At 73.3% G+C, this 15740-nt stretch carries 13 protein-coding genes; 6 read left to right on the top strand and 7 right to left on the bottom strand.

What is annotated here, in order from left to right; genetic code table 11:
* Positions 1-135 precede the first annotated feature (135 nt).
* Together AC51EU_RS03245 and rox are read left to right on the top strand one after the other, a co-directional pair.
* A complete protein-coding gene (locus AC51EU_RS03245) occupies positions 136-1587 on the top strand; it encodes an acyl-CoA synthetase (RefSeq protein WP_496265074.1) in 1452 nt (483 codons plus the stop codon).
* A gap of 531 nt (positions 1588-2118) precedes the next feature.
* Positions 2119-3546 carry a rifampin monooxygenase gene (gene rox, locus AC51EU_RS03240; RefSeq protein WP_496265073.1) on the top strand — a complete coding sequence of 476 codons (1428 nt, stop codon included), beginning with the start codon at positions 2119-2121 and terminating at the stop codon, positions 3544-3546.
* A 148-nt stretch (positions 3547-3694) separates the two neighbouring features.
* Here the strand turns inward: rox and AC51EU_RS03235 are convergent, their stop codons facing one another.
* Complete coding sequence (locus AC51EU_RS03235) at positions 3695-4603, bottom strand: LysR family transcriptional regulator (protein ID WP_496265072.1); 909 nt, start codon at positions 4601-4603, stop codon at positions 3695-3697.
* A gap of 75 nt (positions 4604-4678) precedes the next feature.
* Between AC51EU_RS03235 and AC51EU_RS03230 the strand changes: the two genes are divergently transcribed.
* Complete coding sequence (locus AC51EU_RS03230) at positions 4679-5788, top strand: DMT family transporter (RefSeq protein WP_496265071.1); 1110 nt, start codon at positions 4679-4681, stop codon at positions 5786-5788.
* A 219-nt stretch (positions 5789-6007) separates the two neighbouring features.
* On the opposite strand, the gene AC51EU_RS03225 is transcribed toward AC51EU_RS03230, so the two are convergent.
* Positions 6008-7342: an aminotransferase class I/II-fold pyridoxal phosphate-dependent enzyme gene (locus tag AC51EU_RS03225; protein ID WP_496265070.1), complete on the bottom strand. Its 1335-nt coding sequence runs from the start codon at positions 7340-7342 to the stop codon at positions 6008-6010.
* Between the two features lie 23 nt (positions 7343-7365).
* On the opposite strand from AC51EU_RS03225, the gene AC51EU_RS03220 reads away from it, so the two are divergent.
* Entirely contained in the window at positions 7366-8040 is a 675-nt protein-coding gene (locus AC51EU_RS03220; protein WP_496265069.1) for a pyridoxamine 5'-phosphate oxidase family protein, read from the top strand.
* A gap of 12 nt (positions 8041-8052) precedes the next feature.
* Positions 8053-8715 carry an FMN-binding negative transcriptional regulator gene (locus tag AC51EU_RS03215; RefSeq protein ID WP_496265068.1) on the top strand — a complete coding sequence of 221 codons (663 nt, stop codon included), beginning with the start codon at positions 8053-8055 and terminating at the stop codon, positions 8713-8715.
* 63 nt (positions 8716-8778) lie between these two features.
* Here AC51EU_RS03215 and AC51EU_RS03210 read toward each other — a convergent pair whose 3' ends face one another.
* The 3 genes from AC51EU_RS03210 to AC51EU_RS03200 form a co-directional block, all read right to left on the bottom strand.
* On the bottom strand, positions 8779-9768 hold the full coding sequence (locus tag AC51EU_RS03210) for a DMT family transporter (RefSeq protein WP_496265067.1): 990 nt from the start codon (positions 9766-9768) through the stop codon (positions 8779-8781).
* Between the two features lie 244 nt (positions 9769-10012).
* The gene (locus AC51EU_RS03205; protein ID WP_496265066.1) at positions 10013-11041 is read right to left on the bottom strand and encodes an EamA family transporter; all 1029 of its coding nucleotides are present in this window, start codon (positions 11039-11041) and stop codon (positions 10013-10015) included.
* Positions 11042-11124: 83 nt separating this feature from the next.
* A complete protein-coding gene (locus AC51EU_RS03200; protein WP_496265065.1) occupies positions 11125-11658 on the bottom strand; it encodes a peptidase in 534 nt (177 codons plus the stop codon).
* A 278-nt stretch (positions 11659-11936) separates the two neighbouring features.
* Here AC51EU_RS03200 and AC51EU_RS03195 point away from each other — a divergent pair, with 278 nt between their 5' ends.
* Complete coding sequence (locus AC51EU_RS03195; protein WP_496265064.1) at positions 11937-12758, top strand: PhzF family phenazine biosynthesis protein; 822 nt, start codon at positions 11937-11939, stop codon at positions 12756-12758.
* Between the two features lie 29 nt (positions 12759-12787).
* Here AC51EU_RS03195 and AC51EU_RS03190 read toward each other — a convergent pair whose 3' ends face one another.
* On the bottom strand, positions 12788-13528 hold the full coding sequence (locus AC51EU_RS03190; protein WP_496265093.1) for a CPBP family intramembrane glutamic endopeptidase: 741 nt from the start codon (positions 13526-13528) through the stop codon (positions 12788-12790).
* Between the two features lie 325 nt (positions 13529-13853).
* On the bottom strand, positions 13854-15425 hold the full coding sequence (locus tag AC51EU_RS03185) for a glutamate-cysteine ligase family protein (protein WP_496265063.1): 1572 nt from the start codon (positions 15423-15425) through the stop codon (positions 13854-13856).
* Positions 15426-15740 lie beyond the last annotated feature (315 nt).

Below are 15740 nucleotides of genomic sequence, written 5' to 3'. Positions count from 1 at the left end.
AAGGGCCGCCCGGCGACCGCGTTGTCAGTGGTCTCTGCGACAGTGGTGGGGTCAGTCCGTCCGGCGTCGTCACGGTGCGGGACGGGGTGGCTCCGGCCGCCGTGGCCGGGCGCCGACGAGGACGAAGGAGATCCGGTGAACGTGCTCTTCCCCGCGCTGCGTGACGGTTCGCCCGCCCCTGCCCTGCGCTTCGGCGACCGGGCGCTCAGCCACCGGCAACTCGCCGCCGTGGCGGGCCCGCTCGCCGAGCGGATCGGCGGCCTGCCGCGCGTCGCGGTGTGGGCGACGCCGTCCCTGGAGACCGCGGTCGCCGTGGTGGCCGCGCTGCTGGCGGGGGTGCCCGCCGTACCGGTGAACCCCAGATCCGGCGAACGGGAGTTGGCGCACATCGTGGCCGACAGCGCCCCGGCGCTGGTCCTGGCCGAGCCCGGCGCCACACTCCCGGACGCGCTCGCCGCCCTCCCCCGCCTCGATGCCGAGGTCACCGACGGGGCGGAAGCACCGCCCGTCCCCCTGCCGGAGGAGCCCGGCGGCGAGACCCCCGCGCTCATCGTCTACACCTCCGGTACGACCGGCCCGCCCAAGGGCGCGGTCCTGCCCCGGCGTGCCCTGGCGCACACCCTGGACGCGCTGGAGGACGCCTGGCGGTGGACCGCGGACGATGTCCTGGTGCACGCGTTGCCGCTGTTCCATGTGCACGGTCTGATCCTGGGCGTCCTCGGCCCGCTGCGCCGCGGCGGCAGCGTCCGCCACTTGGGCCGGTTCACCACCGACGGGGTCGCGGCCGCGCTCTCCGGGGGCGGCACGATGCTGTTCGGCGTGCCGACGATGTACCACCGCCTGGCCGCCGAGGCGGATCGTGATCCGGCGCTCGCGAAGGCCCTGGCCGGCGCCCGGCTGCTGGTCTCGGGTTCCGCGGCACTTCCGTTGACCGTCCACGAACGCATCACCGCGGCGTGCGGCCGGCGGGTCATCGAGCGGTACGGCATGACGGAGACGCTCATGACCACCAGCGTCCGCGTGGACGGCCCCCCGGCCACCGGCACGGTCGGCGTACCGCTGCCCGGCGTCGAGGTACGCCTGGTCGACGAGGCGGGCGGCACCGTCGACGCGCACGACGGCGAGACGGTCGGCGAGATGCAGGTCCGCGGGCCGCATCTGTTCCTCGCGTATCTCAACCGTCCCGATGCCACGGCCGCCGCGTTCGACGGCGAGTGGTTCCGTACGGGTGACATGGCGACGCGGGACGCGGAGGGCAACTACCGCATCGTCGGCCGCAAGGCCACCGACCTGATCAAGAGCGGCGGCTACAAGATCGGCGCGGGCGAGATCGAGAACGCCCTCCTCGCGCACCCCGGGGTGGCCGAGGCCGCCGTCACGGGCGAACCGGACGAGGACCTCGGCGAACGGATCGTGGCCTGGGTGGTCACCACCCCCGGCGACGGACCGCAGCCCTCCGCCGACGAACTCATCGACCACGTCGCCCGCCAACTGGCCCCCCACAAACGCCCGCGCGTCGTCCGTTTCCTGTCCGCACTGCCCCGGAACGACATGGGCAAGATTCTTAAGCGCGATCTTCGGATCTGAGCCCGAAGGCTCCGCGGTCGGCGGGGGACGGCGCCGGGCGGTGAGGAGGCGAATGCCGGTCTTTCGGTCCCGTGTTTCGCTTGTCCGCACCGGCTCCGCCGTCTGCGACCGCTGGTATCCGAGCCCGTTCCCATAACGGATCTCAAGAACGACGTACGGAATGCAGAGAGGGATCTTCCCAGGTCAGTACGCCGTCGCGGGCGGAACCCTGCCGCCGCAGGGACGTCGTCCCTCCACAGGGCACCGCGAAAGCAAGAACAAAGGCAAGAAGGTCACTCGCTCCTCCTTGCCGTAATCAACGTACAACGCACTGGGGGCCTTGCCACAAGGCCCAGGCCATGCCACAGAATCACCGTCCAAAGCCGGAACCTGCGGACATCAGGAATCCGCGGTGTACGCGCGCTTCGCCGACGCAAGAGGCGCAGGGACCTGTGATCGGACGGCAGGCCCCGCAGCAAGGATGTGGGCGTGCGTACCCCGCGATGACGCAGAACGACCGGTGAACTCCCTTCTCGCGGAACGGACGTGGTCATGATCGACGTAATCGTGGTCGGCGGTGGACCGACCGGGTTGATGCTGGCCGGAGAGTTGCGGCTGCACGGCGTGCACGTGGTCGTCCTGGAGAAGCTGGCCGAGCCGACCGGGCAGTCCCGCGGGCGCGGCCTGCATGTGCGCAGCGTCGAGCTGATGGACCAGCGCGGCCTGCTGGACCGGTTCCTCGCGATAAGCAAGAAGTTCCAGGCCGGTGGTTTCTTCGGCGGCATCGTCAAGAAGTGGCCGGACGGGCTGGACACGGCCCACCCGTACAGCCTCTCGGTCCCGCAGCCGGACACCGAGCGGCTGCTCAACGAGCGGGCCCTGGAACTCGGTGCCGGGATCCGACGCGGCTGCGAGGTCGTCGGACTGCACCAGGACGATGACGGGGTGGGCGTCGAGCTGGCGGACGGCACGCGCCTGCGCTCGCGCTACCTCGTCGGCTGCGACGGCGGCCGCAGCACGGTGCGCAAGCAGATCGGCGTCGGCTTCCCCGGCGAACCCTCCAAGGTCGAGACGCTGCTGGGCGACATGGAGGTGACCGAGGACCCGGCGACGATCGCCGCCGTCGTCGAGAAGGTCCGCAGGACCCAGCTGCGGTTCGGCGCCCTGCCCCTTGAAGGCGGGGCGTACCGCCTCGTCGTCCCCGCCGACGGCGTGGCCGAGGACCGTACGAGCCCACCGACCCTCCAAGAATTCACGAAGCAGCTGCGGGCCTGCGCGGGCACCGACTTCGGGGCGCACTCACCGCGCTGGTTGTCCCGGTTCGGCGACGCCACCCGGCAGGCCGAGCGCTACCGCGTCGGCCGGGTGCTGCTGGCCGGCGACGCGGCGCACGTCCACCCGCCGACCGGCGGTCAGGGCCTCAACCTCGGTGTGCAGGACGCGTTCAACCTGGGCTGGAAACTGGCCGCCACGGTGAACGGCTGGGCACCGGAGGGACTGCTGGACAGCTACCACACGGAACGCCACCCGGTGGGCGCCCGCGTACTCGACAACACCCGCGCGCAGATCACCCTCCTGGGGGCCGACCCGGGCGCGACCGCACTGCGAGAACTCTTCTCGCGGCTGTTGGACTTCGAGGAGGCGAACCGGCACGTGACCGGGATGATCACCGCGGTCGAGGTCCGCTACGACCTCGGCGAGGGCCACGAACTGCTCGGCCGGCACCTGCGGGACGTGAAGCTGAAGCACGGCCGCCTCTACGAACGGATGCACCGCGCCCGCGGCCTGCTGCTCGACCGGACCGGCCGGCTCACGGTGGCAGGCTGGGCGGACCGCATCGACCACATCGTCGACGGCAGCGACGAACTGGACGTCCCCGCGGTACTTCTCCGTCCGGACGGCCACGTGGCGTGGGCCGGCGAGAGCCAGTCGGACCTGCTCGCCCAGATACCCAAGTGGTTCGGCGTGCCCGCCAAATGAATGCGTGATCCGGCCCGACGGGACGGGCCGTGTGACGGGATGTGCGGCGCCTTGGCAACGGTACGAGCGCGGCTGACCCCCGCGCTCCCCGAGGCTCCGTCGGCCTCGGCTCGTAGGACGTGCTGGGCGCGGGATCAGGCGTGGGGCATCAGCCGTCCTGCATGCTCCGGCCCACGAGGGTGAGTGCTTCCACGGCGGCGCGGATCGAGGGGCGCCGGTCGGCGTCCGCACGCCAGATCGCGTAGACATGCCGGCGCATCGGGTGCCCCACCGGCACCACGCTGACGCCGTCGGGGACCGGTCCGCGCCCGAGGCGCGGGGCGACGGCGACGCCCAGGCCCGCGGCGATCAGGGCGAGTTGGGTGTGATGTTCCTCGGCGAGATGAGCGATGCGCGGTTCGATGCCCTTGCTGCGCAGGGTGAACATCAGCCAGTCGTGGCAGAACTCCCCCTGCGGCCAGGAGATCCACTCGTCGTCGGCGAAGTCCTCCAGCTCGACGGTGCGGCGGCGGGCCAGCGCGTGGCCCGCCGGCATCGCGACATCGGCGGGGTCGTCGAGCAGCGGTGCCTTCGCCAAGCCTTCGGGCAGTGACAACGGGCGGTTGTACCAGTCCAGGACGACCGCGAGGTCGGCGTCGCCCCGCACCACGTTCCGTACGGACTCGTCCGGTTCCCTCTCCGTCAGATGCACGCGTAGCTGCGGGTGCGCATCGCGCAGGGCGACGAGCGCGGACGGGAAGAGGCCACGGGCCGCGGTGGGGAAGGCGGCCAGACGGAGTTCGCCGACGGCCTGCCCGCGGTGTGCCTCCAGGTCGGCCTGGGCCAGCTCGACCTGGGAGAGAATGCGCGCGGCGTGCTCGGCGAGCAGCCGGCCCGCGTCGGTGAGCCGCACGCCCCGTCCGTTCTTCGCCAGCAGTTGCTGACCGGTCTCCCGCTCCAGTTTGGCGATCTGCTGGGAGACCGCCGATGTCGTCACATGCAGGCCGTCGGCGGCCGCGCTCACCGAGCCGTGCCGGGCCACAGCATGCAGCGTCCGCAGGCGATCAAGGTTCAACATATAAGCAATGCTAAGCGATATCTTCTAAATCTTTTCACTTGTGCTACGAGATTGTGCGCCCGCATCGTAGACGCCATGAGCACCACCGCCTCTCCCCCGGACTCCTCCGCCATTCCCGCACCCGCCTCTCACACCGCCGTGACCAGCGATCCCGCTGCCGCGTCCGCCGCAGCCGGCTCCGACCGGCACGGGAACACCCCCCGGCCGCGTCGCGTCGTCGACTGGCGGATCCGCTTCACCGTGCTCGCCCTGATCTGGGGATTCAGCTTTCTCTTCATCAAGGTGGGGACAGAGGGGTTCGCGCCGTTCCAGGTCACGCTGGGGCGGCTGGTGTTCGGGGCGTTGGTGCTGTTGGTGGTGCTCGTGGCCAAGCGGGAGCGGTTGCCGCGTTCCGTACGGACCTGGGGGCATCTGGCGGTCGCCGCGCTCCTCCTCAACGCCCTTCCGTTCTCCCTCTTCGCCTACTCCGAGCTGACGATTCCGTCCACGCTCGCCGGCATCTGCAATGCCACCTCACCGCTGTGGGGAATGGCCCTGTCGCTGGTGGCCCTCTCCGAGGACCGCCCCACCCGGCGCCGGGTCGCCGGTCTGGGCGTCGGCTTCCTCGGGGTACTCACCGTGCTGGGCGCCTGGCAGGGGTTCGCGGGAACGGACCCGGCAGGCACCGCGATGGCCCTCGGCGCCTCGCTCTGCTACCCGCTCGGCTGGATCTACGTCCGCCGCACCTTGGCCGGCGGCGGGGACTCCCACCTGTCGATGTCCAGCGCCCAAATGCTGCTCGCCACCCTCCAAATCGCCGTGGTCACCCCCCTGTTCACCTCCATGCCGACATCCTTCCCGGTCTGGCCCGCGCTCTCGGTCGTCGCACTCGGCGCCCTGGGGACCGGTATCGCGTTCCTGCTCCAGTACGGCGTGGTCGCCGAGGTCGGCCCCACGACCGCGCAGATGGTCACGTACTTCACCCCCGTGATCGCCACCGCCGCGGGGGTCACGCTCCTCGGCGAACCACTGAACTGGAACACTCCCGTCGGCGCCGCCATCATCCTCGCGGGCGCCGCCCTCACCCAGAGCCGGCCCCGCCGCACCACCACCGCAGCACTCCCCGAACAGCGCGGCTCCGGGCAGACCGCGACCTCTCGCGGCGGCGAGGCCGCTGGGGCCGCAGCGGCGACAGGCGACAGCTGACGCCGTGCGGGAGGGCGGGTGACGCCGTGGTGGGCATAGGGGCGTCAGGCTCGGACGATGGGTGACGCCGTGGCGGACTTGGGGGGCGTCGGACGTCACGCCGTTGCCGGAAGGTGGGGGGCGGTGGGCGGAGTTGGGTTGCGCCCCGCCGCCAGCGTGGCACGTTCGGGCCTTCTCTCCCCTCCCCCACCCGCCCACCGCCACCACCACACCGCCCCCTCACTCGTACCGCCCCACCTCCCCACCCCGTCCCCCGGCCTCGGCAACGGCGGAGGCCAGGGGAGCGATGTCCCGTTCGGACAATCCCGAGACCGTGATGCGGATGCCCGGCGGGGAGTCCATGCGGAAGCGCGCCCCGGGGGCCACGGCCCAGCCGGCGTGCAGGAGGCGGGCGACGACTCCTGTTTCCTCGGGGACCGGGACCCAGACGTTCATGCCGCTGCGTCCCCGCGCCGGTATTCCGTGGGCGGCCAGTGCGTCCAGCAGGGCATTGCGCCGCCGGTCGTAGGCCGCGGCCACCTTCGCCGGTTCGACGGCGGAGGTGCGCCACAGGTGGACCACGGCGTCCTGGAGGAGATGGCTCACCCAGCCCGGCCCCAGGCGCTGTCTGCCGCGCACCCGGTCGATGGTGACCGTGTCGCCGGTCAGGACCGCGAGGCGGAGGTCCGGGCCGTACGCCTTGGCCGTGGAACGGACCAGTGCCCAGTGGTCGGTGGCGCCGGAGAGGGAGTGCAGGGAGAGGTCGGTGATGCCGTGGCCATGGTCGTCCTCGATCAGCAGGACATCGGGATGCCGGGCCAGCAGGCCGCGGAGTGCGGTGGCGCGTGACCGGCTCACCGCCGCGCCGGTGGGATTCTGCGCGCGGTCCGTGATCACGACGGCGCGTACACCCTCCGCGAGAGCCTTCTCCAACGGGGTGGGCAGCGGTCCCTCGTCGTCCAGGGCGACCGGCACCGTGCGCAGGCCGAGCGCCGGGACGAGGTCGAGGAGGGAGCCCCAGCCCGGGTCCTCGACCGCGACCGCGTCACCGGGCCGCAGACGCGCGGCCAGCACTCTTTCGATGGCGTCGAGGGAGCCGCTGGTAACGGCGACGGGACCGTGCTCCACGCCGTCCCGGTCGAACGCCGCGCGGGCCAGCGCTCTCAGGTCGTCGTCGACGGCGGACGTCCCGTAGAGGGCCGGACAGCGGGCGTGGCGGGCGGCCGCCTCGGCCAGCGCCCGTTCGAGCGGGGGCAGCAGCGACGGGTCGGGATTGCCGTCCGAGGCATCGCGGACGCCCGGGGGGACCTCCACCCGCACCGCCTCCCGAGGGGTGGAGGCGGGCCGGGGACGCACCCGGCTGCCGCGGCGGCCCGCGGTCTCGATGACCCCGCGGTCGCGCAGGGTGCGGTAGGCGGCCGCGACCGTATTCGGGTTGACCTCCAGGTGGACGGCCAACTCCCTGAGTGGTGGCAGGACTTCGCCCGGTTGGAGCGCGCCCGCACCGACGGCCCGCTCGACGCTCGCGGCGATTTCCGATGCGCGCCGCCCTTCGATCCGATACTCTCCTAGCACAAAGCAGATTATGCACTAGTGCAATGGAGATGGCAATGGTCCACGCCGCGGCATACACACCGACCGAGCGCACCGTCCCCACACGCGCCACCGAGCGGGCCGCCTACGACCACGAGACGGTGCACGCGATCCTCGACGAGGGGTACCTCTGCCACCTCGGCTTCGTGCGCGACGGCCGCCCCGTCGTTCTCCCCACCCTCTACGCGCGCGTCGACGACCGTCTGTACCTGCACGGTTCCACGGGCTCCCGCCCGGTGCGGATGGCGGGCACCGCCGACCCCGGCCTCCCCGTGTGCGTGACGGTCACCCACGTCGACGGCCTGGTGCTGGCCAGGTCCGCCTTCCATCACTCCATCAACTACCGCAGCGTCGTGGTGCACGGCACCGCCCGGCAGGTCACCGACCCCGCGGAGAAGACCGCGGCGCTCGACGCGCTGGTCGACCACGTCCTGCCGGGACGCGCCGCGGACTCCCGGCCGGGCAACGCCAAGGAGCTGGCCGCCACCGCCGTCATACGGCTCGACCTGCGCGAGGTCTCCGCGAAGATCCGCACGGGCGGCCCCAACGACGACGCCGAGGACCTGGAGCTGCCGCACTGGGCGGGCGTCCTGCCCGTGGCACCCGTGTACGGCGCCCCCGTCCCGTCCGACGACCTCGCCCCCGGCACTCCCCTGCCCGCGTACCTCACCGCCCGCTGAGGAGACCCTGCGATGCTGATCCATCCCTGGGACGCGGCGGCCGACGACGGCGAGTGGCGGCAGTGGCTGGCCGCGCACGACTTCGGGCAACTGGCGGTGAACGGGCCGCCCGGCGCGCCGCCGCTCGTGCAGCCCCTGCACTTCGCCTACGACGCGGCCCGCGACGAGGCCGTCACCCACCTCGGCCGCCCCCACCCGATATGGGAGGCGCTGGAGAAAGAGCCGACGGTACTGCTCAGCGTGGTCGACGACTACACCTTCATCCCCGGTCCCTGGCAGGCGGAGCCGGACCGGCCGCCCGAGCACGGCGTCCCCACGAGCTTCTACGCCGCCGTGCAACTGACCTGTGCCGCCCATGTGGTGGACGCCCCGGAGGCCAAGGCCGCGCTGCTGCAGCGGCAGACCGCGCACTTCCAGCCGGAGGGCGGTACGGCCCCGGTCGTCGCGGGCCGGGCGCCGTACGGCCGGCTGCTGTCCGGCATGCGGGGGTTGCGGCTGGAGGTACGGGAGGTGCGCGCCAAGTTCAAGTACGGCGGGATGCGGAGCACCACGGTGCAGCGGCGTATCGCGGAGCGGCTGGCCGAGCGGGACGGCCCCGGGGACGCCGCCGCGCGGGCGCACCAACTGCGCCGTCTCGCCGCGCGGGGCGAGGACGGGGGTGGTGCCCCCGCCTGACCACCGTCGCTGCTGTCCCTACCGGGCCGTCATGACCCGGTAGGGACAGCAGCCGCTCCCCCGTCAGCCCGTGGCGTGCCCCGGACCGGTCGTCAGCGACGCCTTCGCGGTGGCCGCGCCGCGCGCCTCGGTGACGGCCAGTGCCGCGACGGCCGCCAGGAGCACCCCGGTGCCGAGGACGGTCGCCGGGGTGAGGTGTTCGCCGAGGAACAGTACGGCGATGACGGCGGCGGAGACCGGTTCGACGAGCGCGACCACGGACGCGGTGGCGGCACGCACGGCGGCGAGTCCGGCGAAGTACAGGCCGTAGCCGAGGGCGGTCGGCACGGCGGCGACGTACCCCATCAGCAGCAGGCTGCGGCCGAGGCCGTGGGCCTGCGGCCACAGCCCCTCCAGCGCGGCGAGCGGCAGCAGGCACACCGCTCCGGCGGCCAGGGCGCCGATCGTCGCGGCACAGGGGTCGTGTTCGCCGTCCTTGCCCGAGCGGCGGGTGACGAGCGTCATCGCGGCGGAACCGGCCGCGGAGAGCAGCGCCCAGCCGACACCGGCGGGCCGGACCGTACCGGTACCGCCGCCGAGGACGAGGACCACCAGCCCGGCGAGCGCCCCGCACACGGCCACCACGCCCCCGGTGCCGAGGCGTTCACCCATGAGGACGCGGGCGCCGACGGCGATGAGGACGGGTCCGGCGCCCATCGTCACGACGGTGCCGACGGCGAGACCGGTGTCCCGGACGGCGGCGAAGTACGCGGCCTGGAAGACGGCGAGGGCGACGCCGGTGACGGCGACCCGCGCCAGGCGCCGGCGCAGCGGCTCCTGGGGGCGCGGGGTGCGGACGGGCGTGCCGGCGCGCCGCCGGAGGACGGCCAGCGCGGCGAGCAGCAGGAGCATGCCGCCGACGGTGCGCCAGAAGGTGAGGGCGATCGGGCCGAGTCCGCTGCTCCGGTAGAGGACGGCGGCTGCCGCGCCCGCGGTGCCCCAGGCGGTGGCGGCGATGGTCACATAGAGGAGTCCGCGGCCCACGGGAAGGGCCGAGGAGTCAGAGGTGTGCATGGAAGGGGTGCTCCGGGAAGGTCAGAGCGGCGCGTGGGCGCCGTCGGTCGGTCGCGTGGTCCCGTGTGCGGGCAGCGCCGACCGGCCCGGGGACTCCTCCCGGGCCGGTTGTTCACCGGAGTGGGCCGCCCGCGCTACGCGGTCGGCGGGGAAAGCACCGTCATCTGCATGATCGTCATCTTAAAGTGCGCGGGGCCGGGCCGCCAGGCCGTCCCGCTCCTCGGGACGGCCCCCGGGGCGCCGTTCAGGGTGCCGTGGCCTCCGGGGCCGCGGCGACCGGCTCCGCCTTGCCCGTCTTCGGAGTACTTCTCTGCGCGATGAAGGCCCCGGCGAGGACGACGGCTCCGCCGAGGAGTTGCGGGGCGGAGAGATGCTCGCCGAGCAGGACCCAGGCCAGGACGGTGGCGATGACCGCTTCGAGGCAGGCGACCACACCGGCCACCTGCGGGGAGAGCCGCCGGATCGACAGCACCCCGGTGAGATAGGCGAGGACCGTGGCGATCAGCACGAGCCAGGCGAGGAGCAGCAGCGCGGGCACCTGCGCGCCGTCCATCGGCGCGAGGCCCCCGAGGACCCGGGCGTCCATGGTCCAGGGCCGGGCGACGACGGTGAGGACGGCGGCGCCGACGAGCAGCCCGTAGGCGATCACGCCGAGGGGGTCGGCGCGGTCCTCGCCGTCGGCCCCGTGGTCCGACAGGACGAAGTAGCCGACCTGGCAGCAGGCCGCGCCGAGGGCAAGGGCGAGCCCGAGGGCGTCGAAGCTCAGCCCCGACCACACCTCGACGACGCAGGCCAGGCCGCCGGCCGCGAGGACGACGCCGACCGCGGCGGCCCGGGAGACGGGGCGTTTCTGCACGCACCGCACCCAGCCCAGTACCAGGGCGGGCGCCAGGTACTCGACGAGCAGGGCGACGCCGACGGGGATGCGGGAGAGCGCGGCGAAGTAGAACGCCTGGACGCCCGCCACGGCGAGGAGGCCGAAGCCCGCCACGAGGGCGGGGCGGCGGCGCACCAGGGAGCGGTGGCGCCAGGCGACGGGCAGCATCACCAGCGCGGCGCCGCTGACCCGCAGCCAGGTGACGTGGAGGGGTTCCAGGCCCGCCTCGATGAGCGGTTTGGCGGCGACGCCGGAGCCGCCGAAGGCGAGGGCGGAGAGCAGGGCGAGGCCGAGCCCCGCGCCCCGCCCGCGGGGGTGGGGCGTTCCGGCGGGGTGTGCGGGGGAGGGCCGGGTCCCCGGGGGCCCGGCGGCCGGGGTCCGCGAAGTCGCGCGCATGCGCGCCATCATGACAGCAGCCGTCAGGAGCGTCACCCCTTACACACCTGTCACCTGTGGCGCGCGCCCAGGCGCCGTACGGTTCAGCCCCCGAGGTCGCGGTCCCCGTCGAGGCGGGCGGCGAGCCCGCCGGTGTCGACGGAGGCGCGCCGCAGGATCTCGACGGCCCGTGACTCGTGGTCGTCGACGAGGGCGGCGAGCAGGTCGAGGCAGTCCGCGTGGCACGCGTAGCGGGCGTGGGCGCGGTCGAGGGCGCCGTCCATGGCGGCGGCCGCGGCGGGCGACCAGCCGGGGACGCCGCCCTCGGTGACGATCGGGACGGCGCCGGAGTCCTCGACGGTGCCGTGCCACCGGAGTCCGTAGCCGATGCTGCGCTGGACGAGGTAGCCGAGCAGGCGGGCGATCTGCGGGGCGCCGCCGTCGAAGACGTCACGGACGGCGGGGTCCGACTCCAGGAGGCCGTGCAGGAGATGGGCGGTGTCGACCTGCCGGTCGCCGTCGCGGGTGGCCCTTCTACGGGCGGCGGAGACGACGGATGCCAGCTCAGGGGTGAGCCGGGTGTCCGGGTCCCCCGGGGCGGAGCCCTCCCCGGGGCTGTACGCGGTACCGTTTCGCACGGTTCCCACCCCATCAGCCGGGAGGTCCGGAAGCATCCCCGCCGGGGAGCATTCGCGCATCCCACGTGAGGTGGGGATGCCCGTAGCCCTTCTCCTCCGCAAGGAGGAGGCGGACGCATCCTGAGCGGCCCGGGTACTGCCCCGTGGTGGCATGACTCCACCACAGGAATGACGGGCCGTCACTTACGACTGGCTCCCGGAACCCCGCTCCCCCACCGGTCCAATTTTCCGCGATTGGCCTTGGCCCGCGACTCCGGCGGGAACCTACGCTCACGGCCATGAGAATCCGTTTCGTCGACGCGTTCACCACCCGTCCCTTCGCCGGCAACCCCGCGGCCGTCGTCCTCCTGGACGCCGACGGCTTCCCCGAGGACGCCTGGCTCCAGCAGGTCGCCACCGAGGTCAACCTCTCCGAGACCGCGTTCGCCCATCCGCTGCCCGGGGGCGGCCCGGCCGACTGGGCGCTGCGCTGGCTGACGCCCGCCACCGAGGTCGACATGTGCGGCCACGCCACCCTGGCCACCGCTCATGTCCTGCACACCACGGGGACGGCCACCGGAACGGTCCGCTTCACCACCCGCAGCGGCGTGCTCACCACCACGGCAGGCGCCGACGGGGCCATCACCATGGACTTCCCGACGGCCCCCCTGACCCCCGTCGCGGTGCCCGGGACCGTCGCCACCGCGCTGGGCGCGCCGGTCCTCTCCGCCCACGACACCGGGCCGCACGTCGGTGACCTCCTCGTGGAACTGGCCGGCGAACAGGCCGTGCGCGACCTCGCGCCGGACCTCAAGGCGCTGGCCGGACACGGCGGCCGGGGCGTGATCGCCACCGCCCGCGCCGAGGACCCCGACGGCGGCCACGACTTCGTCTCACGCTGCTTCTTCCCCGCCGTCGGTATCGACGAGGACCCGGTCACCGGCAGCGCGCACACCGCGCTCGCCCCGTTCTGGTCGGCGCGCCTGGGCCGGGACGCCCTCGTCGGGCTCCAGGGCTCGTCCCGCACCGGGCTCGTACGGACCGAACTGCGCGGGGAGCGGACGCTGCTGACGGGCTCGGCGGTCACCGTCATCGACGGCGAACTGCTGGCCACCGCCTGATCCCGTGGGGCGGGCCCGGTGCCCGCCCCTCACAGGGTCGGCAGCCAGTCCACGCGCCCGGCGAGCAGCGCGTACCCGAGGAACGCCACGATGTCGATGAGCGCGTGCGCGGCGACCAGCGGGCCGACCCGCCCCCACCTCCGGTAGAGGAGCACGAAGAGCGCGCCCATCACCATGTTGCCGACGAACCCGCCGATGCCCTGGTAGAGGTGGTACGAACCGCGCAGTACGGCGCTGATCGCCAGCGCGGCCACGGGCCCCCGGCCCAGCTGGTCGAGCCGGCGCAGCAGATAGCCGACGACGATGACCTCCTCCAGCACGGCGTTCTGGATCGCGGAAGCGATCAGTACCGGGAACTTCCACCACACGTCGGGCAGCGCCTCGGGCACCACCGTCAGATTGGCCCCGGCCGCCCGCGCGCCCAGATAGAGCAGCAGGCCCGAGCCGCCCACGGCCGCCGCCAGCAGGGTGCCGCGGCCGAGGTCGGCGCCCGGTCTGCGGCGGTCGAAGCCGAGGGCGCCCAGCCCGCCGGCCCCCTCGCGCCGCAGGAAGTGGGCCACCAGGGCGACGGGCACCAGCGCGGTGGTGATACCGAACAGCTGCCAGGCCAGGTCCAGCCACGGCCGCCCCGGGGCGTGGGAACCGTTGAGTGTCGCCGCCTGGTGGGCGAGCCCCCCGGGCCGGGTCAGCGCGCCGATGAAGCTGATCAGGGCCGACACTCCGCTGGCGCCCAGCGACAGGGCCAGGACCAGCAGCGTCTCGTTCCGCAGGAGTCCGCGGTCCCCGGCCGAGGCCGTGCCGCTCCCCTGCCCGGCCCCGCGGTCCCGTGCCCGCTCGTCACTCCCGCCGCTCGTCTCCGTGCGCACGGTCTCCGTCTCCTCCGTCACTGCCGCCCTCCCGCGTCGTGATGCGTCCCGCAAGGGTCACGCACACGACGGCGAGGAGCGCGCGACGGGCCGGACCCGGTGCCGTCCCGTGGGGCGTTTCCCTCCCTCCGCCGTACTCCGGGCGGGCCGCGGCGGAGGGAGGACGTGCCGCACGGGCGATGCCCCAGCTTGCCCCATGTCCCTCCGCCGGGCCGCGCGGGGCCCGTGTCTAGCCGGCCTCCGCCACCTCCGCGCCGTCGTCCCGACGGGTGCGGCGCCGCGGCGGGACGGAACGGGCCGCCACCGGCCAGGCGGTGGGCCAGGTGTGGACGGGCTCCCCGGCGAGCATCAGTTCGCCGTAGCGGCGGGTCATCGCGGCGAGCGCGTCGTCCCGGTCCAGGCCCTGGCGGCGGGCGTGGTGGTAGGCGGCGGCCTGCCACTCGGCGCCGTTCGTCCGCAGGACGCAGCGCTGCTCGATGATGCCCAGGTACAGGTCCCGGTCGCTGGGTTCGACGCCCCAGGCGTCCAGTCCCGACGCGGCGAGCGGCAGCAGTTCCTGCCGTACGAGGCGGGTCACCGGGAAGGAGCCGAGGCCGCCGGAGCGTCCGGGGCGGGGCCAGGTGACGCTCGCGCCGATGCCGTGGCGGCAGGCGGCGTCGAAGTTGGCGGCGGCCGCGGCGAACGGCATCCGCGACCACACCGGGCGCGGTTCCTCGGCCAGGGCGCGGACGAGGCCGAAGTAGAAGGCGGTGTTGGCGAGAACATCGGCGACGGTGGGGCCGGCGGGCAGGACCCGGTTCTCGACGCGCAGGTGGGGGACGCCGTCGGCGACCGCGTACACGGGGCGGTTCCAGCGGTAGACGGTGCCGTTGTGCAGGACGAGTTCCGCGAGGTCGGGCACCCCGCCGTCGGCGAGCACCCGCAGCGGCTGCTGCGGTCCGCAGATCGGCAGCAGCGGGAGGAAGTAGCGCAGGTTCTCCTCGAAGAGTTCGTACGCGGAGGTGACCCAGCGCTCGCCGAACCAGGTGCGCGGGCGCACCCCTTGGGCCCGCAGTTCGGGCGGGCGGGTGTCGGTGGCCTGCTCGAACAGCGGCGGCCGCGACTCGCGCCACAGCTCGTGCCCGAAGAGGAAGGGCGCGTTGGCGCCGAGCGCGACCTGTACCCCGGCGATGGCCTGGGCGGCGTTCCATACGGCGGCGAAGCGGCCGGGTGTCACCTGGAGGTGGAGCTGGAGCGAGGTGCAGGCCGCCTCGGGGGCGATCGACGGCGACCGGGAGACCAGGTGCTCGACGCCCTCGATGTCGATGGCGAAGTCCTCGCCGCGGGCGGCGCGGATCTGGTCGTTGAGCAGGACGTAGCGGTCGATCTCGGAAAGGCTGGCGGCGGTGAGGTCGGAGGGGCCCAGCGTCGGGAGGATACCGATCATCATGATCCGCGCGGCGACCTCCCCGGCCTTGCGGTCGGCGTAGGAGAGGCCGGCGCGGAGTTCTTCGGCGAGTTGGTCGAGCACCCGCCCGGACAGGCGGTGCGGCAGGACGTTCACTTCCAGATTGCACTGCGCGAGTTCGGTCTGGAAATCCTGGCTGGCGATGCGGCGGAGTACCTGTGCATTCATCATCCGGGGGCGTCCCGAGGCATCGGCGAGATTCAGCTCGATCTCCATGCCCATCAGGTCTTTCGGCCGGTCGAACCGTTTCTCCCCGAGCAGTACCGCCAACGCTTCGAGACACTGGTGGAGCTTTCTTCGGTAATGGAGCCGGTCCGTCAGGTCGATGCCGTCCGCGGCGACCTTCTCGCCCATGGAAGAGTCCCTTCCTCCGGTGGACGGCCCGCGGCCACGGGCCGCTGGGGGCCTTCCCCGGCACCGCCCGGGGCTCATGCTACGGACGATGATGCCCCGGCAATCCGATCCATAACGCGACGCGGGGGTTCCGGTGCCGATAGGCTCGAAGTGGGACACGACGGGCACGTTCCACCGGCATATCCGTACGGTATTCACCAGGAGCATTTCCCGGCGAAAAACACCGTCGATATCCGGTCGATCACGCCCGGGGAAGGCCGCGAGGTAACCGTTCCGAGGGCCCGAGCAAAACGGCGTAAAGCACCTCCGGCGGCG

This window comes from Candidatus Streptomyces philanthi, from assembly GCF_059553635.1.
The sequence above is the reverse complement of the archived record's forward strand: the minus strand, read 5'-3'. Positions and strand labels throughout refer to the sequence as shown.

Bases quoted from the DNA above. Each gene is read 5' to 3' on its own strand.
- rox (WP_496265073.1), top strand. From the start codon at position 2,119: ATGATCGACGTAATCGTGGTCGGCGGTGGACCGACCGGGTTGATGCTG.
- AC51EU_RS03230 (WP_496265071.1), top strand. From the start codon at position 4,679: ATGAGCACCACCGCCTCTCCCCCGGACTCCTCCGCCATTCCCGCACCC.
- AC51EU_RS03185 (WP_496265063.1), bottom strand. From the start codon at position 15,425: ATGGGCGAGAAGGTCGCCGCGGACGGCATCGACCTGACGGACCGGCTC.
- AC51EU_RS03205 (WP_496265066.1), bottom strand. From the start codon at position 11,041: ATGCGCGCGACTTCGCGGACCCCGGCCGCCGGGCCCCCGGGGACCCGG.
- AC51EU_RS03220 (WP_496265069.1), top strand. From the start codon at position 7,366: ATGGAGATGGCAATGGTCCACGCCGCGGCATACACACCGACCGAGCGC.
- AC51EU_RS03195 (WP_496265064.1), top strand. From the start codon at position 11,937: ATGAGAATCCGTTTCGTCGACGCGTTCACCACCCGTCCCTTCGCCGGC.
- AC51EU_RS03210 (WP_496265067.1), bottom strand. From the start codon at position 9,768: ATGCACACCTCTGACTCCTCGGCCCTTCCCGTGGGCCGCGGACTCCTC.
- AC51EU_RS03215 (WP_496265068.1), top strand. From the start codon at position 8,053: ATGCTGATCCATCCCTGGGACGCGGCGGCCGACGACGGCGAGTGGCGG.
- AC51EU_RS03235 (WP_496265072.1), bottom strand. From the start codon at position 4,603: ATGTTGAACCTTGATCGCCTGCGGACGCTGCATGCTGTGGCCCGGCAC.